This is a genomic window from Bradyrhizobium elkanii USDA 76, from assembly GCF_023278185.1.
In the GTDB taxonomy this organism is placed as follows: domain Bacteria; phylum Pseudomonadota; class Alphaproteobacteria; order Rhizobiales; family Xanthobacteraceae; genus Bradyrhizobium; species Bradyrhizobium elkanii.
Window position 1 is genome coordinate 7,459,822 of record NZ_CP066356.1, and the last position, 22,150, is coordinate 7,481,971.

The following is a 22,150-nucleotide window of genomic DNA, read 5'->3' on the forward strand; positions in this document are numbered from 1 at the left end:
CAGCCCGTCGAGCGAGGGCACATCGAAATATCCCCTCTGGGGAGTCTGACGAATCACCTGCCATCGAAGTTACAGTGTGCGAACCGACGCATCCGCTGTTCGGCCGCACGTTCCGCGTCATTCGCCGCTCGGTTCATCGTGGCGGGGGCTTCCCGCTTTCGTACGAGGTCGAATATCGAGACGGTGCCAGCCTTTTGATTCCGGTCGTGGCGACCGAACCACAGATGTCGATGGAGAATCGAACGAAGCTGAGCGTCGAGGCACTACACGATCTGATCTCTCTGGTTGAGCAGCTCGAACACGATGCCGATCGATCCGAAAGACCTTTGGGCCACGCTGTCAACGGCACTGCAGCGCCAAATCGTCAACGAGGTCGCCGCAGTGCTGGCGGAGGCAAGTCATGAAATCCGAGCTGGTCAAGCCGATACACCTGGCGCGACGCGCGGTCGTGTACATCCGGCAGTCGACGACCCACCAGGTTGTGACCAACCAAGAGAGCCTACGATTGCAATACGCGCTTCGCCAACGCGCCATCGAGCTCGGCTGGCACGAAGCTGGCATCGACGTCATCGACGCTGATCTTGGCATCAGTGGGGCGTCGGCGGCTCAGCGCAGCGGCTTCAAGGAGTTGGTCGGACGTGTTGGTCTTAACGAGGTTGGTCTGATCCTGTCGATCGACGTGACGCGTCTCGCCCGCAACTGCTCGGATTGGTATCCGCTGCTCGATATCTGCGGGCTGCACGGCTGCCTCATCGCCGACCGTGATGGCGTCTATGACCCTGGCAGCGCCAATGGCCGACTGCTGCTCGGCCTAAAGGGGACGATATCGGAGCTCGAGCTCCATACGATACGTAGTCGATTGACGGCTGGTCTTCTTGCCAAGGCGGAGCGCGGTGAGCTTGCGCTCACCTTACCGATCGGCCTTGTCCGCGATCCCTCTGGCGTCGTCGTCAAGGACCCGAACCTGGAGGTGCAGGAACGGCTCGAGCTGCTGTTCGAGACCTTCCTGAAACTGCGCACCGTTGCCAAGGTCATGCGTGAGTTCAACCACCGTGGTCTGGAGCTGCCGCGCCGCAATCGCCACGGGGATCTGCATTGGGCGCGGGCGACGACATCCGCGGTCGCGGCGATTCTGAAGAATCCTGCCTATGCGGGCGCCTTCGTTTACGGACGGACACGACTGCGCAAACCGTCGGACGGAAGATTACCGACGAAGGTGCCGAAGCCGATCGAGCAGTGGCGGATCATCGTCAAGGACCGCTATCCTCCCTATATTGCTTGGCAAAGCTACGAGAAGATCAGGGGCATCGTCATCGACAACCGAGCAGAATACATGCGCAACAAGACCAGGGGGGCTCCACGTGAGGGCGAACTACTGCTGCAAGGCATCGCAAGGTGCGGAAGATGCGGTCACAAGATGTACGCGCGCTACAAGAGACGCGCCGAGTACGTCTGCAATCACCTGCGTTCACATCAGGGGTTGCCGACGTGCCAATACATCCGTGCTCCCCGCGTCGACGCCGCCGTGGCGCAAGCCTTCCTTACAGCGCTGGCGCCGGCCGAGATCGACGCGTTGTCGTGCGCTCGTCGCGCTCAGCAACAGACGTACAAAGCAATACGAAGCAATGCCGAGCAGCAGCTCGAGCGGCGACGCTACGAAGCAGCACTCGCCGAACGTCAGTTCAACCGCGTCGATCCCGACAACCGGCTCGTCGCCGCCGAGCTCGAGCGCCGTTGGGAGGCGGCTCTGAAGGATGCTCGAGCGGCAGAGGAGGCCCTGGCCCGTTTGAAGTCTCCCCAGGCTATCGCTCAGATCACCGTCGGCAACAAGGCGCTGAACGACAAAGTCGTCCGCCTCTCCGGCCGTCTGCCTGAGATCTGGACGGCCCCGAGCACGACCGACGGGAAACGCAAGGCGCTGCTGCGCTGTCTCATTGACAAGGTGATCCTCGACCGCGGCGAGCACGACGCCGTCAGGATGAGGATCGTCTTGGCGCGGCGGAGCCGTCACCGACATCGAGGTAAAGATGCGCGTCAACTCAGTAGCGGATCTCGCCCAAGGCGCGGAGATGCGAGAACGCGTGCTTGAGCTCGCCCGCGCCAAGATGCACGACGACGAGATCGCTGCCATATTGACGAGCGAAGGACAACGGTCACCAAGTTGCCCCGACAAGGTGCTGCCTATCACCGTCCAGCGCATTCGCTTGCACGCCGGCCTCAAGGGGCTTACCGAGCAACGTACACGATGGCGCCATTCAACCGACTTGCTCAGCGCACAGCAACTTGCCGGCGTATTGAACATTCCCGTGAATTGGCTCTACGTTCAGATCAGGCAAGGGCGCCTTTTGATCGATCGTCATCCTTCCGGCGCACATCTGTTCTCCAACACGTCGCGCGTGATTGAGGCTGTTCGAAAACTACGCAATCATGAGCTCAATCATCTCGATCTCAGAATCACTGAGCCTCACGAGGAGGGGCATCAACATGCGTAATCGAGCAGCATCGCGAGCTGCGTCGCACTGAGATGCACCACGCCATCGCGGATCGGCGGCCAGGTGAAGCGCCCCTGGTGCAGCCACTTCGTCACCAGCACCATGCCGCTGCCGTCCCACGCCAGAAGCTTCACTCGGTCCACGCGCTTGCTGCGGAACACAAAGACGTCGCCGCAATACGGGTTCGCACGCAGCGCTTCGCTAACCAGCGCCGACAGCGTGTGCACCGACTTGCGAAAGTCGACCGGCTGTGCCGCCAGCACCACCTTGAGGTCAGACCGTAATGCAATCAACGGATGCCCCGAAGCGCCGATAGCACTGTCGAAAGCGTCGCCAGCTCCACTCCGGGCTCGACCCGGATGCGTGCCCCGCCCACCTCGATCTCAATCATCCCGCCAAGCTTGCCTGGGGGCGATGCCATCTGCGGCAGCACCTTATGCGCGGACGCGAACCGGTCCGGTTCGTCTGCCGTCGCCGGACCGCTCTCGGAAGCGATCCGGACCGGCACGAAGCCTGGCGCCTGAAAGCTCGCTGCCGTCGCGAACTTGCGCCGCCACACCGTCAGCAGCCCACGGACAACGCCATGGCGCCGAGCGACCTCGGAAATATTGGCCCCTTCCTCGAAGCTCTCCGCCACGATCTGGGCCTTCTCTTCCGCCGTCCAGTGCCGTCGCCGACGCTGCCCCGTGATCACCTCGATCCGACGATAGGAGCCGCCTTCCTGCCTGGCATCAAGCATGGCTTCATGCATGGCATCTGCCATAGCCCACCTCCAAAAAAACAGGTCATACCAGGCTGTATCGCAGCTCATTCGCGCGATGCCCAGGTGGGGGGCTCATGCCGATTACTTTCAAACGAGCGTGGGGTAATATTGGGTCAGATGCATCACTCGGCTGACTCAGATCGAATTGAGCTCGACTGGACCGGCTGTTCGGCTGTTGCCTATTCCAGGCCGGGTGTCGCGGCGTTTGAATCGCAGGTCGGCTGACATGAGCCTTGGCAGGGAATTCCCGAGACGACGTGACGGCTCGAACGTCCCGTTCTGTCCAGCTTTGGCCACCAGATTCGCTGGCCGGGTTGGCAATGGCTTGGTTCGTCTCACTTGCAGACATTCCGCAACCGGCATTCTTAGACCGGCAGACGCGCGGGCTGAGCATCCGCCTTGCCTATGTCTGACAAGCGCAGGGGGTCAGATCGACCACGACGTCGGTTGTAGAGATGACGCCTCTGCGATGCGTAATCGCCAGCACGGTCACATCTTCCGCTAGGCTGCGAATATGGTCCATGATGTCCCGCTCGGTTCGCTCGTCAAGGGCGGAGCTGGCCTCGTCGAGAAGAAGGATCGCCGGCTCGCCATAGAGCGCACGGGCAATAGCAATACGCTGGCGCTCCCCGCCTGAAAGCTTCAAACCGCGTTCTCCAACGGTTGTTTCAAATCCTTCCGGCTGCGCCTCGATGAACGGGAGAATAGCGGCTTTTTCCGACGCGGTGCGAAGGCGTCCCTCATCGCGGGGCCGACCTAGCAGAATGTTGTCGGCCAGCGACACATTGAGCAACGTCACGTCCTGCGGCACGACAGCAACTGCAGCATACCAATCCGTGCGATCGATACCCGTTATATCGGTTCCATCGACCAGAATACGGCCGCAGTCCGGCTCGATTGATTTCAGGACGAGCCTAAAGATTGTCGACTTCCCCGATCCCGTTTCGCCGACCAAAAAAGTAATCCCGCCGCGTCCAGCCAAAAACGAGACGTTCGTAACGCCACGACCGTTTTCGTAGGCATAACCAACGTCCTCGAAAGATAGTTGGCCGGCGGAGGGCGTGAAATCATGAGTATGGGACGTTCGCCGCTCTTCTGGTGCGCCCCACAGTCTGGTGAGAGGAATGAGGTCGGCGCGCGACCTCGATGCGTCCGAGATCGCGCGCGCGACCATCTCGAAGGGCATACTGAGTTGGAGTATAAGCGTGTTGAACAGCACAATGTCGCCGATCGTGACCATGCCAGCCTGGTAGTCGGGAACCAGAAGGAGAAGAGTGACGGCAAATTGTAACGCGACGGCTAAGCCGAGCACGGCGATGTAGGGCAGTCGTTGAAGCACGTAGGCTCGACAGTTATCCCGCACCTCCCGCGCTTTCACCGTAAAGCGCTGGCTCATCCAGGCATGACTGCCAAAATGGCGCAACGTGTCCATGGCATTCATGACGTTGCCGACGAAACGCGCATTCTCTTGTCCGGCGTCGACGGCCCGGTCCAGAAATACGCGCGCCCGACGCGTCGAACTCCAGGTCAATGTAATCGCGGCAGCCCCATAGGCGACGACGATTGCGGCGATCTGAATATTGACGAGCGCACCTAGAGTAGCGATCGTAAGCAAAAGCTGCGTTGCAGCAGGGAAGAAGATCGTAGTTCCAAGCTGGACCATCGTGATCAACGCGCTGCGGCCGCGCGCGGCCGCACTCTGTATTTCCACGGGATTGTGCTCAAGGAAAAAGGCTGCGGTTTTTCTCAGGATTCGATCGAAAAAGCGAGTTGCAGCGATGAAGCCTAGGTTTTCTGCTGTCATAAAGGAAAGATACTGCAGCATACGCTGAAATGCGGAAGCAATGCCAAGCAGGACCGCATAGCCAGCGAGTCCCCAGGCGAGCACCGACGCGCCTTCACTGCGCGGCAGACGATCAATCAGAGACGAAAATACATAGGGGGCTACGACGCTGCTCGCGCTTGAGATCAGCACCACCGTGGCAACGACGAGAAGCAGGCACCGATCGGACCGCCAGTACGCATGCAAGATTTCGGAAATCGGCGACAACGCTGTGTACTTTGACATATCTGCGACACATCGAGGGAACGGCGCGCTTTGCTTTGCGCAGAGAGCGGCATGGCCTTGTCGCACGGTCTAGATTTCAAACGAACTCGCGTAAAGATGCTCGATGGCTGGCTCACCGAAATTTGCTATCGCTAACCGCCAGTGGACTTCAAATGAGCTCTGTCCAGCGCTGTCATGCAACCCCGCCAGTCTTGGTAGGTTGTCGCCCGGCGTCTCACATGAAATACGTCGTGTTGTGGCCGACAACTGACGCGCCACACTACCCGGCTTCTTACTGAAGCATAGGATGCCGAGACGACAAGAACCCGCTCCGTAAGGAACACGACATGAAGTGTGCAACTGCAGACACACGCAAACGGCCCGCGTCCGATGCAACTGAACTTCCTCTACCGGTTCTGCCGCCCCCTACTATTTAAGACACCAAAGGAACCTCTACCTAACGATAGTGCCACGGAGGGCTGGCTTTAAGATTGATTGCATCATTCTTCACGCTCTGTTGCCGCCCCTCACGCGAGGGGCGGCTCGAGTTTGTATCAAGAACAATGCTCAAGGCTACTCTGAGAATAGGTGATCTGAAAACCTTCGATCCTGCCGTCAGAGACTGCTCAATAGCAATTGGTGAAAGCTACATCCGGCCATTCCAGCATAAGAGCCTTGAGAGCTTGTTGCTAAAGAACTCCGACCAATGGTTCTTCGTCATACGGGAGCGTCAACGAGTAGCAGACGAGTTCGGCACCAACCCCATCGCCACAGCTAACGCTTCTGCGGATCAGCTTCGTCAGAGCTACCAACAATGCATGCACTGGCCGCTCGATTTTGTCGTGATCGAGGCCGCCCGCCGAGGTCCGCGCCTGCAGGTACGAGCTGGCCATATCGGCAGCCTGCCGATCTACTTCCACGTGGAGGAACGCACCCGTACGGTTACACTATCCTGGGATTTCGTCGATTTTTTGGGTACATCGCGAGCGATTGATGCAGAGATCATAGCTCATCACCTGTCGATGAGAACGTTTTACTCTGCGCGGCAGCCCTGCGCGGGGATTAACTTACCGACTGCCGGCGCAACCTTGTACGTCGACAGGTCGGAAACTTCTTTTGAGTACGGCTCATTAGATCCGTTCACTAGGCCGTGTACCTATAAAACTTGGCGGCTCATGTGACTGGTGACTACGTCCGCTTTGCTCCAATAGCGACCAAGTTCGTGCGGCAGCACAATATGTCGCGATGGCCAGAAGGAGACATTGCCGGCGGTCAGACTAGTGGGCGTCCGGAGTGTTGGCTCGTTCCGGCTGTGTGACAAATCTTCCCGCACCGCTCCATTGTTCCTAACTTAGCAAGATCAAACTCTCGCCAACTGGAGCGCGGCCTCAACGCCGCCTTCCAGGATCTGCTCTGCCTGGATGGTGTCGGGGACGGCCCGCGCGAACTGGAGAGTGCCCACCATGAGACCGAAGATGGCGGTCGCACGGCGGCGGCTCGCTGCAGAGTCGGCACCCGGAAGTAGTGCAGCCAGCGACGAAACGTAGCTTCGCAGCGCTTTCTCGTAGTCCTGCCGAGTGGACAGGGGCTGGCGTGCGATTTCCGGGAGCAACGCCGCCGAAGGGCACCCGTCCGCCGGGTCTTCGAGGTGAGCGCGGTTGAGGTATCTCCGGATCGCCCCCTCGAGGGACAGGCCCGGCCGCTGTTCCTCATCGAGGCGATGTTGTTGGTCGCTAAGCGCGCTCGCCAGCGCCTCGCGAACGAGTGCGTTTTTGGACCCGAAGTGCGGAGAGAATGCGCCCTTAGTCAGACCGGCCTCGCCCATGATCCCGGCGATCCCGGCGGCGGAGATACCGTCTTGGCGTATGCACTTCGAGGCTACATCGATGATGTGTCGTCGCGTCGCGGCCTTGTGTCCTTTCTCGAAACGCATCTCCACTCCTTCGATATCCGTTAAGCTGCGGCCGCTTCCAATAGGGCCTGGAGGTCGCGATCACGTTGCTGGGCAACTGCATTCACATGTTCGCTGCCAAACTGACTGAACAGGGATGCCGGCCGATCATATCCACACGCGACACCGCCATCTTCATCCTCGCGCAGAAGGACGCGGATGGGTGCGTACAGCCCCGCCGACAATCGATGGCGGGTCATCTTGGACGCGGTGAGCGGATTTCCGATATCAAACTGGATGGATCGTCGTGTCAGCTGAGCAACAGCTAGGAGCGCGCCGTGGTCACCCTGCCCGAAAATGGTGAGCGGCGAAGATGCCTCCAACTCTCGAAGGGCGCGCTCACTTTCGCCGTATCGCAGGAGAGTGAATATCCCGTCATCGATGCGCCGCGCCAAGGTCGCGAGCTTGGCTCGAACGTCCTCGAAGGGCTGTGTTGAGCGGATGGTAACGTACTCGACCGGAATGGCACGCGTTGAGTGCAGTGCATTGGACATCTGGTGATCCTCTAATCTTTTGTCGCTGTCTGCAGGCCCCCTTCGCGACGCGAAGCAACCACGACACTAGGTTGAACCGGACTTGGCACCCAAGATGCCTTCGATACCGCGGGCAAGGTTTAGAAGCCGCTGATCACTTCCTAGAGGGCCATCCAGTTCGAGCCCGATCGGCAACCCCGCGCGAGACAGGCCGACAGGAAGGCTGATACCGGGCAGTCCCACGCTGCTTGCCGACACCGTGTGGTTCGCCAGAGCGAGGTAGCTGACGTCCTGCCCCGCGATGTGGACGGTCGCCTGCTCCCCGATCGAAGGCGCCGTGCAGGGCGTGGTCGGTTGCAGAATGACCCACGCCCCATGAGCGACGAACGCCGTGTTGAGGCGACGCTGGATTTCCGGCCGGCTCACGTTGAGCGCCATCTGATAGGCCTCTGCCGAGGTAGCACCTGCACCACCTGGCAATACGATGTGCTCCCACGCCTGCCGAAGCTGAGGCTTAAGGCTTTCGTAAATGGCCTCAAACGCGGTCGGAATCGCGTGGCGCCGAAGAAACTCCGAAATCGCGCCCATCGTCTCATGAGCGAAGATGCCCCATGTTGCCGTTTGGACGAGGGAATTGAAGTCGCGGCCAAGGTCCATTTCCACGACCTCGGCGCCGGCGTCCTGCAGTTGCCGCACCACCGCACGGAATCGGGACTCGACTTCGGGGTCAACCAGATCCAGGAACTGTCGCGGGGCGAAGGCGAGCCGGGCTCCCTTTAAGCCGTAGTCGCCGTCGGAGGACTCCGCAGCCTGTTCGCCAGTCACGACGTGGTCAACCAGAATGCAGTCCTCAACGCTTCGGGCAAACACGCCCGTCGTGTCGAGTGTATGGGAGATCGGAGCAACGCCGTTGCGCGGCCAACGCCCGGTGGTTGGCTTGAAGCCCACGACTCCACAGAACGATGCGGGTACCCGGATGGACCCAACGGTGTCACCGCCCAAGGACGCGGGAACCAGTCCAGCAGCCACGGATGCGGCGGAGCCGCTTGAGGAGCCGCCTGACATGTGATCCCGCGCGTGCGGATTCTTCACCTGACCATAACGTGCGTTGTGACCGGTCAAGCCGTAAGACATCTCGACAAGGTTGTTCTTGCCGAAAATCAACGCGCCCGCCTTCTTAATTGCCCGGACAGCGTCGGCATCTTCGCGCGGCACAAAATGAGCCAGACCTTCGATTCCCAGACTGGTGGGTAGCCCTTTCGTCAAATAACTGTCCTTCACCCCAAGCGGCATGCCAAGGAGCGGGGCCGCCGATCCGGCCGCACGCAACTTGTCTGCGGCCCTCGCGGCCGCCAGCACCTCCGCCTCATCGATGGTGATGAAGGCGTTCAGTTCGGCAAGCGCTCGGGCGCGCTGTAAAAGAGCCGCCGTGTAGGCCTCGGAGGTGATGTCGCCGTTGCGAACCGCTGCTGCAGCGGTTGCGAGCCCAAACGAGCTGACATCTGCGGTTTGTCGCGATGAGGCAGTTGTCTTGTCGTCCACGAAATCCTCGCCAGGAGCTGTTTGGCGGCACCCGGCCGCCACCTAACGGTGGTCCAGCTCAATGCCATTACGGTCATAATATTAAATTACAATCGTAATTCAATCGGGGTGGCGACCTGCTGGGGACACATGCGCGTGAAGTGCCGATGGACGGTTGCGAGCAATGATTGGTTCAGCGACTTCTGCAATGGGTCATTTTCGACGGTTTCTGCGGAGATAGTCGGCTGGCTGACGTCCGCTTCCCCGTAAGCGTGCCGCGCGGCGAACAGGATGGAAGTGGAGCGTCGACCATGATGAGAGGGCTACGCCGGGCTCGTGACGCAGGGAGGGCGTAGCCCGACCGGAGTTACGAGCCCGGCGTCGGCGCGATCCACAGCGGACCGCGCCGACTGGTGATCGCGGCCGGCTGGTTATGCAAGTGGTTCTTCCGCCAAGAGGAATCACTCGCGTGCCAGGCCGACACATTACCGATCACCAAATGAGGCTCTACATGAAGTACCGTCAGACCGATAGCCCGCCCGTGGCCGCCGCCAAGGCGTCGTTCAGCACCTCGACCGCTTACCGGATCGAGCAGGATCGACGCCTTCCGTCGCAGAAGAAGGCTCCTCGCGGCCGTCGCCGGCCAGATCCCTTGGCCCGCGTATTTGAGACAGAGATCGTGCCGATGCTGAAGGCCGCCCCCGGTGTGCGGCCGGTCACGATCTTCGAGGAGTTGCTCCGACGCCATCCTGAGCTCGGCGCCGGCATCCGTCGCACGCTGGAGCGCCGGATCCGGGCCTGGCGGGCGATCCACGGCGAGGAGCAGGAGGTCATCTTCCGGCAGACCCACGAACCCGGTCAGCGCGGCCTGTCCGACTTCACCGACATGGGCGAATTGGGTGTCACGATCGCGGGCGTGCCGCTCGACCATCGTCTCTATCACTTCCGGCTGGCCTATTCCGGGTTTGAGCACGCCCATGTCGTGCTCGGCGGTGAGAGCTTCATCGCTCTGGCCGAAGGCCTGCAGAATGCCTTGTGGTCACTCGGTGGAGCGCCACGGGAGCATCGCACCGACAGCCTGTCGGCCGCCTTTTGCAATCTCGACCGCGACGCCAAAGACGATCTGACGCGGCGATACGAAGACCTCTGTGCCCATTACGGCATGCGCCCCTCCCGCAACAATCGTGGCATCGCCCACGAGAACGGGGCGATCGAGAGTTCGCATGGCCATCTCAAGCGGGCGGTCGGCGACGCGCTGTTGCTGCGTGGCACCGCCGACTTCGACGATCTCGCTGCCTATCGTGGCTTCATCGATGAGATCGTCAGCCGCCGCAATGCCCGCAACGCCAAGCGGATCGACAGCGAACGTACCGCACTTCAGGATCTGCCGGACCGCCGCACGTCGGACTATGAAGAGGTGATCGTCCACGTGACATCGTCCGGCGGCTTCACCTTGCGCAAGGTGTTCTACACGGTGCCGTCGCGCTTGATCGGCCATCGGCTGCGGGTGCGCCTGTATGACGATCACCTCGACGTGTTTGTCGGCGGCACGCATCTCCTCACCTTGCCGCGCGGGCGGCCGCATCCCAATGGCAAGCACGATCAGGTCGTCGATTATCGGCACGTGATCCATTCCTTGCGGCGCAAGCCGATGGCGCTCCTCAACCTGGTCTACCGCGACCAGCTGTTCCCCCGGGAAGCTTACCGCCGAGCCTTCGACGTCTTGCGCAAACGCTTACCGGACAAGAAGGCCTGCCGGATCATGGTCGATCTCCTCGCACTCGCCCATGAGCGCGGTTGCGAGGCCGAACTCGCCGATCAGCTCACGGCCGACCTGAACGACGGCCGGCTGCCCGACCTCAACCGGCTACGTACTCACTTCGCCCCGGATCCCGCCCAGATGCCGAACGTCGTGGTGCGCCTCGCACCGCTCGCCACCTATGAATGCCTCATCGGTACTGCCGAGATCGGAGGTGCCGCATGAGCACAACCAACGTAGTCGACACCGCGCGCCTCAATCTGTTGCTCAACGAGCTGCGGCTGCCCGCCATCAAGGTGCTGTGGCCGCAATTTGCCGAGCAGTCCGATAAGGAAGGCTGGCCGGCGGCGCGCTTCCTCGCCACCATTGCAGAGCACGAGATCGCTGAACGCAGCCGTCGCCGCATCGAGCGCCATCTCGTCGAGGCGCGGCTGCCCACCGGAAAGACCTTTGACAGCTTCGACTTCGAAGCCGTACCGATGATCTCCAAGGCGCAAATGACCGCGCTCGCCGCCGGCGACGGCTGGTTGAACAAGGGCGCCAATCTGCTGCTGTTTGGTCCGCCCGGTGGCGGCAAGAGTCACTTGGCAGCAGCAATCGGCTTGGCTCTCATCGAGAACGGATGGCGCGTCCTCTTCACCCGCACCACCGATCTCGTGCAGAAGCTCCAGGTGGCGCGCCGCGAACTCAACCTCGAGGGTGCCATCAACCGCCTCGATCGCTTCGATCTCGTTATCCTTGACGATCTTGCCTATGTCACCAAGGACCAGGCCGAGACCAGTGTGCTGTTCGAGCTCATCAGCGCACGCTACGAGCGACGCTCTTTGCTGATCACCGCCAATCAGCCCTTTGGAGAATGGAACAAGGTCTTTCCGGACCCAGCTATGACCCTCGCGGCGATCGATCGCCTTGTTCACCACGCCACCATCGTCGAGATGAACGTCGAGAGCTATCGCAGGCGGACTGCCCTCGAGCGAAAGCGTGGTCCAGGGCGGCCACCGGAGCACGCGACACAAAAAACGCTCGCTTGATTGACGCTCCGCGACAATCAAAGCAAACAAAACTCTTGCGCGCGACAATCATCGCGGCGATCATCATCGCGCCGCGACACTGACTCGCCATCCTGATCGCCGCGCTCTTCCGACCCAGATCGTCGCGCTATACGTAAGCGTCCAACCGGGGCCTGCCCGGAAGCGTCGCGTCAGGCCAGACCCCCTGTGATTCAAACTCCCAAACTGGGGGCTGGAATCATGCGCTACGAACTCGCCGATCATGAATGGATTGCCATCAAGCCGATGCTGCCGAACAAGCCGCGCGGCGTTCCTCGGGTTAACGACCGTCGTGTCCTCAATGGCATCTTCTGGGTCTTGCGTTCCGGAGCACCTTGGCGCGATTTGCCGGCGGCGTTCGGTCCTTACACCACTTGCTACAACCGCTTCGTTAGGTGGCGGCGAGCTGACGTCTGGAGCCGCATCATGGACGCACTTGCGGCTGCCCATGATGCCGCTGTCCAAATGATCGACAACTCGATTGTCCGCGGCATCAACATGGGGCCTGCATCACAAGGAACGAGCGCCTATCGATGGGAAGGTCGCGCGGCGGCTTGACGAGCAAAATCCACGCGGTGGTCGATAGCAATGGTTTGCCGGTACGGTTGACGTTGAGCCCCGGCGAGGCCCACGACGTTCGACTTGCAGGACAACTGCTCTCTCATCTGAAGTTCGGGTCAATGTTGCTTGCCGACCGTGGCTATGACGCCGACTGGATAAGAGAGCTTGCCATGAAAAAGGGGTCGTGGGCCAACATCCCGCCGAAACGCAATCGCAGCGATCCGATCTGCTTCAGCTCCTATCTCTACCGCGCTCGCGACTAGGTCGAACGGCTCTTCAACAGGATCAACCAATGTCGTCGTGTGGCGACGCGTTACGACAGGCTTGCGGGAAACTACCTTGCCTTCGTCCAACTCGCCTCTATCCGCCTATGGCTGGCTGCGCGTTATGAGTGCACGCCCTAACGAGCTCTCTGGGCCGGAGCAGAGCAATGGTCTCCTTGAGTTTGCGGATACTTTGCAGGACGTTGTGCTCTCGCGGCCAACGGGCATTTGTGCAAGCGCTGTGGAGCTGAGCGGAAGTATGGATTCGGCTTCGGTCGCGATTGCTGTTGGCAAAAGCGTGAAAACCGTAAGGTGTGGCGGCATCCTGTTGGGCGACGGGAGCAGCCCCAGGCAGTCTGATCGGCGAGCGCGCATTCTGAGCGCACTGAATTGCCGCGATCACCCCCTTGAAATGCATACCCACATGCCGGCGATTGATCTGGATCTTGCCCCAGAACGACGCCTGCCACTCACTTCAGAGTATTGCCTGGAGGCATTTGAGGCGCTCTGCGACAGCTTTCGCGCGGACGGCTACGAAATCGTCTGGTCCGGCATAGGCGGCGACAAGCTTTGCGCTTGCTCCACCGCCGAGGAGGGCGGCTCAAGATCTTCGTCTTCACGTCACCTGGAGATCGCCGTTGAACTTGCAGACGGCCTGTTGACAAATCGCGCGCTCGACGCCGCTCATTCATCCTTCCTTTTCAGCGCGCCGCTTAGCGCGACCGTATCCACATTTCTGCTCGCAAGCCTTTGTCATGCTCGTCCACTCGCAAGGCGAGGACTTTGGCCCGTTCGCCCGCTAGGCGATCCGAGATTGATTAATACTGCAGCGAAGCTTCCGCTTGCACTTCGCGCGGGCAAGGAAATATTCCGTTCCTACCTGCGTAATCGGCTGCGCTGCGATGTGTTTCCGCACGGTTATGCAAAGGAGACTTTCGCGCTTGTGTTACCAAAGGCGATTGCGGCTCGTGCAGACACGATTTCATCGCAGCTTTCCTCTTGCGCCCTGGCCGACTTCGGCTTGGTTTCGCGAGAGTCCGTTATGGCGCTCTTGAATAGGGTATTAACAACGCAAGTTGCTGCAACCAGCGCCTTGGTTCGCTTCCTGTGGGCGGAACGCTTCGTTCGGCAACTATGTTGAGAGCTTCACCATCAACAACCACCGGTTAGAACACCTGCTACATCAAAGAAAGGTTGAGAATTGGACGTTCTCGCCCATCGGCACGATGGAGCTAGACTGTGTCGGCGTGTATCGCGGGGCTATCGGCAGAGAACGCGACACTGGACGTTATCGTTTACCCCTGTCGTTGCATGCCGTTTAGCCCTTTTTCCGTTAGATAGATTCGTCTTTTGGAGGCGGGTCGCTCGCGAAGGGAGGCGCCGTCTGGCGCGCACTCTGTCACGCATCCCGGCAAGCCATAAGGATATGGACAGGGCTCTTCGGCCTGCACTTACCGTTAGATCACCAGAAGAACTCTCCTGGTGAACGCATTGGAATGGCTTTCGTCGGACCTATGACTACTAACGGTTGACGGAGCTGCGATACCCCGCGCGGTCGCTAGGCCTTTCCATATCGAGAGCCGAGATCTCAATTTAATCAACGATTGCTATCGTTTTAGATTCTCGTCCCGCGCTCGGATGATAACGTGCAGCTCCGCGGAGTGCTTTTGCATGATCATTGATGGCCACTCTGTGCTGGAACATCCTCATCCGTTCCTTGCGATCATGCTCCAGCGGCGGAACCGGAACGGCTTCAGAGGCGGCGCGCAAATTTCTTTACGCAAGAGGACGCGGCCGCTGTTCCCACGAGCGGCCGCGCCGCGAGGCCTCGATCCTCATTTTCTGCTTGGTTTGTATCCGGTGGTTAGTGCTGTACGCACGCCGGATCGGTCAAACAAAAAAACAGATCGCAGATACCATTCAACGGGTCGTCCGCGCATTGAGGATATGACGTGTCGGCGACCTGCACCTTGGCAGCGACGGGTTGAGCGGCGGCTTCAGCAACACAGGCCGGCACTGCCGCCGTTGCAAGCGCGGCGGCGCTCGCAGTCACAAACAGCAATTTTTTCATTCCAGAGTCGCTCCCTTAAGATCGGCCCCAAGCCGTCCTCATGGATATATGACGTTGCCACAAGTGGTAAAATTGATTTTCTTGATCAGGCCTATCTACGGGATGGATGAGTTCGGACATCTTTGCGGGCTCGGTTATGAGTTGCTCGGAGAAGCCGTTTATGGTCGGCTTCTCGCCGGCCTCTAAGCGGTCCGCATTGATCTGAGCAATCGGACAACGCGGTAACTGCATCGTCTCGGCCCAATGACTTGCACGGCTTGGAGGCTGGACGCGTGCTGCCCGAGGCGGTGAGTCACATTCCTGATGAGTGCACAAGCGAACTCATTATGACGGATGCGACGACTGCGCGATCGCTGAAATTCCATTCGTTTGTTCGGCTGCGCTAGAGGCTACACCGCATGGCTTCGGCCCGTTCAAGTACGGCGGCATACTGCTAATTCAGCGAGACTGCATTCCTGACCAGAACTTGCCACCGAGGGCGATATTGTTGCTGAGCGCGCGGCCGACTTCGTCGCGCAGCGACGGCGGCACTGACTGCAACCATCACCTCAGACTTGCTCGAAGGTCCCGATCGCGGCTGCCCTTACAAAATCCACACGGTACTCACTGCCAACGAGAAGAATCATGGCCCAAACGAATTATCACCGAGGCGATAGCTTCTGCAGACGTAGAAGCACCAAATGACCATTCTCGGATATGCCGCGTTAGCATCCAGGATCGACATCTCATCCGCTAGTTCAACTCCTAAAGGCAGCCGGCGACCGCGATCTACCGCGAGATGATCAGCGGTGCCGCGCCGATCGGCCACAACTCACCACGTTGATGGTAGCGCCTCCACCCCGGCGACGTGGTGCTGGTGACGAGGCTGGACCGGCTCGGCCGCAGCACCCGCCAGCTAAATGAGCTTGATCGAGCGCATCGGCAAGACTGGTGCTGCATTCCGCTCGCTCGGCGATAGCGCTGGTCATTCGCACATCGCCTAGGGAGCGACGCGGTTGCGACTGTCTTGCCGTCAGCTGAGAGCAATGTTGAAGCATTGTCGAGGGATGCTCGACGCCGGCCTTGCGCAACGACGCAGCTTACCGCAATCGCCTCGATCGGCGTCTCGCTGCCTGCCAGGGGTCCGACGATGCGTACCCACTGGCGGCGCGAGCAACTCGCTGCAGAGCGATGAATTGCCTATGTCGGCAACAACAACCGAAGCGATCGCAGGGTTCTAGCCCAGCGCGCGATCGGTCACAGTCGGGTTGCGTCTCATACCCGCGTAAGCTTAACGAACCCTCCTTCGGCCAACTCGGCTTGGTAGGTTCTTCCGTTAAGCTGGATTGTTTTGGGGGTGTTTGCGGTCGGCATGAAACCTTCTTCGCGCAACTTATCCATGAGAGCAGGTGTCGCCCATTGGCGTGGTAGCGGCGTTCCGAAGCGCCGGTTCTCCGTGAATAAGGCTCCGAAGTCTCGCCCGGCCTGCCCCAACCCCACTTGGTCCTCCGCAGGGTTATGAACAAGACGAACGCAATTGGAACCATCGAAACCGGCCGTGTAGCGGTGACCTTGGATTCACAGGTCATCGTCGGCTGGTCCGAATCCGGCAGGAGACCACGATGGAACAGCCGTTCGACCATTGAATCAGGTGCGATTTGCGAACCGTGGGAAAATCTTTGAGGAGCGGGTCCAGGCGATGCGGCAGACGCCGAGTACAGATCTTGCAGCGCAGATCTGCATGTCAATCTCTGCGCGCGATCCGTCGTTTCTGCCTCAACTTCGACGGGTTACCAACCAGAATGAGCGGGATAGCCCGGCCAGCGCGACAAAGAACAAACGAGAGCGCGGCCTACGTGAGAATCCGGCAAGCGAGAAACGAACTATTCACCCGATCGAGAGTGCAGAACGAACAGGTCCCAGCACCTTCTGGGGGCCATGGAGGCCGATGCTGGGACCGTCGTGGCCACATCCGGGGGTAGCAAACGGACAGGCCCACCTTATTGTGCATCGTCAATTCGATTCGTCAAACCGGCCCACGGTGTGCGTTCTCGCGGAACGCCGATCACTCGGAAATCGCTTGAGATTCACCGGCTTCAGCCAGCCGAACCACTACTCAGCGCAGCCCAAGCGGCACTTCCTCGCCAGATACGCGCACTACATCCCGTGTCGAGCGAGTTGCATCGAGCCGAACTCCGCCTCAAGACGGGGATACCATGGCTGGCCGCCACCTCTGCTGAACAAGGACTTGCAGAACGCCGGCGCAAGCCTGCCGCGGTGGATCAACACGTCTTCGTGTCCCATTGCAGCTCGAGCATTCTGCCAGAGCCGATTGTAGCCGCGCTGTTCATTGGACTTCACGTGGCAAGCAGCGAACTCGGCGCCATCCAGCGTCGCCAATTGCGAGACATATACCGGCCTCTTCGTATGGATGTGCACCCACACCGGATCCGGCATCGCACCATTGCTCAGTGCCCTGGGCTGCAGCTTGATCTCGAACAGCGTGCCTGGCTCCCCCTTCAACGCACGCGGCGGATCGGCAGACGTCAACTCATCGGCCGCCCGCAGGTATTCAAGGTACTTCTGCGACGGAAAGGCGTACGTCTTCATGCAATCCATCGTGATCGCAGCCTTCCGCGCGTTCAAAGAATTTGCCTGTCCCTGCACCTCGGACCACATCGCCTTGAGCCGGACTATTTTTTCGTGCACTTCAGGCACCTGCGCAGGCGTAAGCAGGCCACGTCGGCGAGGTTCCTCTAGCGCCGCTACACAGGCCTCGATCTCGGCGGCTTGCGTCTGAAGGCGCTTAACGACGAGATCCACGATGTGGCCGGCATCCTCGGGCTTCATTTGGCGCGTTTGCGAGACGGCGCTTTGCTGCGCTGGAAGATCGAACTGCAGCAGCTCGTCCAATCTATTGAGCAATCCGTTCAGCGCTTTCCTGGAGGGCGGAGCACGCCACATTTCCTGGCCGGCCGTTGACGATGATTCCTTTGCGCGTGCCGCCTCTTCCGGGGTCGCAAGCTTCTTGGTGCCCAGATCCGAGAGAACGATGACCTTACCTGTCGGAGCCGAAGCAGCGTCGGGCCTGGCGACCTGCGCCTCGCGTAGACCGGCCGCCGAACTCCCCTCACCTGCCGCCGGTGTGCGCTTGCTTTTTCCCTTCTTGCGCGCAGCCTGGCCCTCAGACACTGCGCCGGTATTTTCCGGTATCCAGTTGGCGGGCGGCTCGATCACGGCGGGTGTCTTTGGCTGCACCGCCAAAAACCGCGTGACGTCGTTTGCGGTGACCCAGGCAGCTTCCTCGATCTGGTCCAACAGGTCCAATGGAGTGTCCGCCCCCATTCCAGCATCCCTCAGCCCAGCGACGATGCCGTGCACCCCCGACGCAAATTCAGAAAGCCGTTCCATGACCCCTTCCAAAACGGTGCTGTGCTCCGCGTCGAGCGCCGCTCCGCGGTTGTACAGAACGGCTTCGCCCGTCGACGCGAATGCCGGAACAACATCGTTGATGAAGGTCCCGAGCAGACGCATCCGCCCGTCCTCACCGATGAGGGCGTTACTCAGCGCTGGTTCGAGCGTGCTCGCCCGCGATTCGATCAGGAGCCGCGCGAGAGCGATCCGCGATTGCAGATACGTGCACTTCGTAAAAAGTGCCCAGCCGGTATGCAGGCGTAGCATCTCGGGCGTGGACCCCGGCAAGCTGGCGGTGGCCACGCAGACGGACTGCATCCGTTCCGAGCGCAATGCCTTCTTTCCCCACCACTCCATGCAGGCCATGTAGTGCTTCGCCACGGTCGACACCGCTCGGCTTAGCTGGGCGGGCGCAGCGTTGGCTTTGCGCAGCTGCTCGAGCACGGCTGCGGCTTTCTCTCTACCGGCCTCCAGGTCGTAGACAATCGAGGTAGCCACGGCGTTGCATTGGTCCCCCGCAGCAAGAGTCTCGACTCTGACTCCGCAAGCCTGATCGTCGGAAAGAAGGCTGCGTGCCACGTCGGGAGGGAAGCTCGCATAATAGTCCAGAACTTCCGAGCCCGCCTTGACGACTTGATCAATCAGGTCCTGCGCCTCCGACCGGTTCCGCGCTTGGCCGGCCGCCGTTTTAGAAGCACCAACAAAGGCCACAAGTAGGCCGCGCATTTTTTTCTGCGCTGCTCTGACCTCGTCTCTCGTCGGGACAGCCACATCCGAAGCCGGCGGCTCGCCGACGAGCGGCGCCATTCCATCTTGAGACCTGGAGTGCATCCGCTCCACGACGGAATCGAACGATTGCCTGGCTTCTCCGGAGACCGGTCCAGGCTCCCCGCCCGATCCCCACATGCTATCAGCTTCTGCAGGCTCAACGTGCGATTTGCCAGCTCGGCCAATGCCCGTCATATCCAATCTCCGATCGAATCGAGAATGCGCAGCCTGTCTGATTAGACAGCTTGGCTGACGGGCAGCTGACGAACAGCTCTTTCCGGGCTACACAGAAAATGGCCGGATCACCGTGGGCTCCGGTTCATCGAGGCTGCCAGTGCTGCAACAGGCAGCGATGCAGCGGATGAGCGCATCAAATCGGGGATCATCCGCTGCAGTGCATGACCGCACCGTAACGTTGCTTCGGCGTGATCCCGCCAAAATCCATACTGACAAGCCGCGGCAGATGCGACGGGGCAAGACACTATCCAGCGTCGCGTTCGTCTGCACGGACTTGGCGGGCTATCTCGAATAGCGGAGAGCCGCCACGAGAATGCCAGCATCTTGAAACGGCTTGATCATTGCGGCGAGGTGCATCCCCCGACTTTGTCGAGGGGGAGAGACCTTCGGCCGCCGTACGTCCCATCATCGAGGAGGAGATACGAGTCTTAAATCCAAGAACCTGCACACCCACGGTCGCACACAATTTAAATAGGTCTAAATCTTCGATCAAAATCGCATTATCTGTATTCACCTTCGGATCGAGCAGAACCCATATTGAGGGACTCCTTCGCAGCTCCCGCCCATCCGAGCCCGTTGAGCAACGCTCATAAAAAAATGGCAACGACCGTGCCAAGCGCACCGAGCGTCAACCCGACCAGCGAACCGGCCGTCGGCACATCACGAAAAAGTATAAAGGCGAGAACTGGCTCCACGACCAGAATAGCTCCGACTGAAATCGCGACAATGATCCAGATATTCTTGAGATGCATGTAGCCCAGCGCGTATCCGAAGACGAGCAGGACGCCACCGACGGATATCAGCACAAACATCGGCAGGAGCATTGTGACATCCCCGCCGGCCTTGCCAAACTGCCTTGAGGCAATCAACTCCGCGATTATCGAAAGCGCTTCTCCAACGAAAATCGCGGCCACTGCTACAATCTTCACTGTCAAGCTCATCGGCCCTTGATTCCAACTATCCAAGTCAGCGCCGCAGATGAACACTCGGAGGTATCGGTGATCTTGCCTCTTGGAGGTGCCAGTGGATTATGCGTCGCTACTTATCGCTGCTCGCAGGCGTCTCAAAGCCTGCCCAATTGCAGACCGGATCTCAACATGCAGCGATTGTTTCGCGCCGACCAAGCCGCACCCCGGGGCCGGTCGCCAGATTCGAGGGATCGAAGCCTAGGCTGCAATCCGCACAGGAAGAGCGGAATAACCGTGCACAAAGTTCGACGCAATTCGCTCGGGTTCGCCGACAACCTCGACTTCCAGTCGTGCCTTCAAAATCTCCTCCCAGAGGATTTTCAGCTGCAGCTCCGCAAGATGTCGACCAACGCAGCGATGGATCCCAAATCCGAACGAAAGATGTTGCCGCACGTTCCTGCGGTCGATGACGAAGCGCTCGGCGTTCTCGATGACTTCATCGTCGCGGTTTCCTGAGATGTACCACATGACGACCTTGTCGCCCTTCCTGACTTGTTTCCCACCGACGATGCTATCGGCCGCGGCGTTGCGGCGCATATGTGCGATGGGCGTTTGATAACGAATAATCTCGGACACGGCGCTCGAGACAAGTTTCGGATTATCGCGTAGCTTTCGCAGCTCGGAGGGGTGCTGGTTCATGAACAGGAGGCCGCCGGTAATCGAATTGCGCGTGGTGTCATTCCCACCGACGATCAGCAGAATCAGATTTCCAAGAAACTCACTCGGCTCCACGTGTCGAGTTGCAGGCGAGTGCGCCATCATGGAAATCAGGTCCATCCGTGGCTCGGCATTGATGCGCTCGTTCCAAAGGCCTGTGAAATAATCCAGGCACTCGGACAAGATCGCACTTCGCTTGTCCCAGCTATCGATCGGCTGGCCAGTTCTGGGCATTGCAACAGCTACGTCCGACCAATAGGTCAGCAGACGCCGATCCTCAAATGGAAAGTCGAATAGCGTGGCAAGCATCTGCGTCGTCAATTCGATGGAGACCCTATCCACCCAATTGAAGTCATTGTTGCGCGGCAAGCCGTCCAGAATCGTCCTGACGCGACGACGGATCAAGCTCTCGAGTTTCGTCAAGTTTTCCGGCGCGACTATCGGACTTACAGTATCACGCTGCTCGCGATGCTTAGGCGGACCCATCTTGATGAAACTCTGCGTCCAGTGCCTGTCAGGCACGTCGACAATAGTGACGCCTTGCTCCGACGAGAATATCTTGTGATTAGTATCTACCTCTACGATATCGCGGTATTTCGTTATGGACCAATATGGACCATAGGGGCTATCCTGGCAGTAGTGAACGGGATCTTCCCTTCGCAGCCGCTCGAAATAACCCCATATGCTATCATCTTGAAAGCGCTTGGCTTCGCTTACGTCCAGATTGCTCAGCGGGATCTTAAACGCGCCGTCGGTTCTGTAGTCTACCAATTGCGTTATCACGATCGCCTCCGCAGATTTTGCTCTCTTGAGAGCTTGCGGATCCACAGGTCGCGATCCATCGTTTCGAGCTGCCGTGACGTTTTGTTGCGAGCGGATCGTCGCCCCAACAGAGTATCCTAAAGCGCGGGCAGTCACCCCTACCAGTTCCGGCAGGTAAGGATGGCGTTGACTTTCTAACTCGATTTGCCCCAGTGGATTGATGAGAACAATCCTCGCTACACAGGCGTCGCCCAATGCCAGCTAGATCGCTGCTCGCGCCACCGAACAGCGCAATGTGAGCCACTAGGTGCCAGATACGACGTTTTCGGCTCCCCGCGGCCGCATATTGGCCGCGGGATCGTGCGGTGACCACGACCCACGCTGATCGTCGTCGACGAAATCAGTTAGCACCGCT

The 22,150-nt window shown here is 59.7% G+C and carries 17 protein-coding genes and 2 pseudogenes; 9 read left to right on the forward strand and 10 right to left on the reverse strand.

Annotated elements, in window-relative coordinates; translation table 11 throughout:
* Window positions 1-74: 74 nt before the first annotated feature.
* The 3 genes from JEY66_RS35355 to JEY66_RS35365 are packed head-to-tail and all read left to right on the forward strand — an operon-like array spanning window position 75 to window position 2,492.
* Entirely contained in the window at window positions 75-404 is a 330-nt protein-coding gene (locus tag JEY66_RS35355) for a hypothetical protein (protein ID WP_157183414.1), read from the forward strand.
* Complete coding sequence (locus JEY66_RS35360; protein ID WP_063710720.1) at window positions 401-2,089, forward strand: recombinase family protein; 1,689 nt, start codon at window positions 401-403, stop codon at window positions 2,087-2,089. Before JEY66_RS35355 ends, JEY66_RS35360 begins: the two co-directional genes overlap by 4 nt.
* On the forward strand, window positions 2,082-2,492 hold the full coding sequence (locus JEY66_RS35365; protein WP_233475739.1) for a hypothetical protein: 411 nt from the start codon (window positions 2,082-2,084) through the stop codon (window positions 2,490-2,492). Before JEY66_RS35360 ends, JEY66_RS35365 begins: the two co-directional genes overlap by 8 nt.
* On the opposite strand, the gene tnpB is transcribed toward JEY66_RS35365, so the two are convergent.
* From tnpB to JEY66_RS35380, 3 genes are all read right to left on the reverse strand, one after another.
* The gene (gene tnpB, locus JEY66_RS35370; RefSeq protein WP_050999495.1) at window positions 2,480-2,785 is read right to left on the reverse strand and encodes an IS66 family insertion sequence element accessory protein TnpB; all 306 of its coding nucleotides are present in this window, start codon (window positions 2,783-2,785) and stop codon (window positions 2,480-2,482) included. The genes JEY66_RS35365 and tnpB overlap by 13 nt on opposite strands.
* Window positions 2,782-3,255, reverse strand: a complete 474-nt coding sequence (gene tnpA, locus JEY66_RS35375) for an IS66-like element accessory protein TnpA (RefSeq protein ID WP_026192332.1) — start codon at window positions 3,253-3,255, stop codon at window positions 2,782-2,784. Before tnpA ends, tnpB begins: the two co-directional genes overlap by 4 nt.
* A 403-nt stretch (window positions 3,256-3,658) precedes the next feature.
* Complete coding sequence (locus tag JEY66_RS35380) at window positions 3,659-5,323, reverse strand: ABC transporter ATP-binding protein (protein WP_018269964.1); 1,665 nt, start codon at window positions 5,321-5,323, stop codon at window positions 3,659-3,661.
* Window positions 5,324-5,865: 542 nt separating this feature from the next.
* Between JEY66_RS35380 and JEY66_RS35385 the strand changes: the two genes are divergently transcribed.
* Window positions 5,866-6,483, forward strand: coding sequence for a hypothetical protein (locus tag JEY66_RS35385; RefSeq protein ID WP_016846311.1), 618 nt, complete (start codon window positions 5,866-5,868; stop codon window positions 6,481-6,483).
* A 179-nt stretch (window positions 6,484-6,662) separates the two neighbouring features.
* On the opposite strand, the gene JEY66_RS35390 is transcribed toward JEY66_RS35385, so the two are convergent.
* The 3 genes from JEY66_RS35390 to JEY66_RS35400 all read right to left on the reverse strand — a co-directional run bounded on the left by JEY66_RS35390 (window position 6,663) and on the right by JEY66_RS35400 (window position 9,268).
* Entirely contained in the window at window positions 6,663-7,235 is a 573-nt protein-coding gene (locus tag JEY66_RS35390; RefSeq protein ID WP_026192331.1) for a TetR/AcrR family transcriptional regulator, read from the reverse strand.
* A gap of 20 nt (window positions 7,236-7,255) precedes the next feature.
* Complete coding sequence (locus JEY66_RS35395; RefSeq protein ID WP_016842784.1) at window positions 7,256-7,747, reverse strand: DUF302 domain-containing protein; 492 nt, start codon at window positions 7,745-7,747, stop codon at window positions 7,256-7,258.
* A gap of 66 nt (window positions 7,748-7,813) precedes the next feature.
* Window positions 7,814-9,268 (reverse strand): amidase family protein, encoded by a 1,455-nt coding sequence (locus JEY66_RS35400; RefSeq protein ID WP_018269962.1) that lies wholly within the window; start codon window positions 9,266-9,268, stop codon window positions 7,814-7,816.
* Window positions 9,269-9,716: 448 nt separating this feature from the next.
* Between JEY66_RS35400 and istA the strand changes: the two genes are divergently transcribed.
* From istA to JEY66_RS35420, 4 genes and pseudogenes are all read left to right on the forward strand, one after another.
* Window positions 9,717-11,231, forward strand: coding sequence for an IS21-like element ISBj11 family transposase (gene istA / locus JEY66_RS35405; RefSeq protein WP_026191872.1), 1,515 nt, complete (start codon window positions 9,717-9,719; stop codon window positions 11,229-11,231).
* Window positions 11,228-12,037, forward strand: a complete 810-nt coding sequence (gene istB, locus JEY66_RS35410) for an IS21-like element ISBj11 family helper ATPase IstB (protein ID WP_016842034.1) — start codon at window positions 11,228-11,230, stop codon at window positions 12,035-12,037. Before istA ends, istB begins: the two co-directional genes overlap by 4 nt.
* Before the next feature lie 219 nt (window positions 12,038-12,256).
* A pseudogene (locus JEY66_RS35415) lies at window positions 12,257-13,020 on the forward strand (IS5 family transposase).
* 118 nt (window positions 13,021-13,138) lie between these two features.
* Window positions 13,139-14,020, forward strand: a complete 882-nt coding sequence (locus JEY66_RS35420; RefSeq protein ID WP_125459151.1) for a hypothetical protein — start codon at window positions 13,139-13,141, stop codon at window positions 14,018-14,020.
* 723 nt (window positions 14,021-14,743) lie between these two features.
* Here JEY66_RS35420 and JEY66_RS35425 read toward each other — a convergent pair.
* Window positions 14,744-14,950: a hypothetical protein gene (locus tag JEY66_RS35425; RefSeq protein WP_018269959.1), complete on the reverse strand. Its 207-nt coding sequence runs from the start codon at window positions 14,948-14,950 to the stop codon at window positions 14,744-14,746.
* A gap of 844 nt (window positions 14,951-15,794) precedes the next feature.
* Here JEY66_RS35425 and JEY66_RS45325 point away from each other — a divergent pair.
* Window positions 15,795-15,908, forward strand: a pseudogene (locus JEY66_RS45325) (hypothetical protein); the annotation flags it as partial.
* Window positions 15,909-17,086: 1,178 nt separating this feature from the next.
* On the opposite strand, the gene JEY66_RS35430 reads toward JEY66_RS45325, so the two are convergent.
* The 3 genes from JEY66_RS35430 to JEY66_RS35440 all read right to left on the reverse strand — a co-directional run bounded on the left by JEY66_RS35430 (window position 17,087) and on the right by JEY66_RS35440 (window position 21,753).
* A complete protein-coding gene (locus JEY66_RS35430; protein WP_026192329.1) occupies window positions 17,087-19,306 on the reverse strand; it encodes a hypothetical protein in 2,220 nt (739 codons plus the stop codon).
* A gap of 629 nt (window positions 19,307-19,935) precedes the next feature.
* Window positions 19,936-20,277: a hypothetical protein gene (locus JEY66_RS35435; RefSeq protein WP_240537172.1), complete on the reverse strand. Its 342-nt coding sequence runs from the start codon at window positions 20,275-20,277 to the stop codon at window positions 19,936-19,938.
* Between the two features lie 237 nt (window positions 20,278-20,514).
* Window positions 20,515-21,753: a cytochrome P450 gene (locus JEY66_RS35440; protein WP_026192328.1), complete on the reverse strand. Its 1,239-nt coding sequence runs from the start codon at window positions 21,751-21,753 to the stop codon at window positions 20,515-20,517.
* Between the last annotated feature and the right edge of the window lie 397 nt (window positions 21,754-22,150).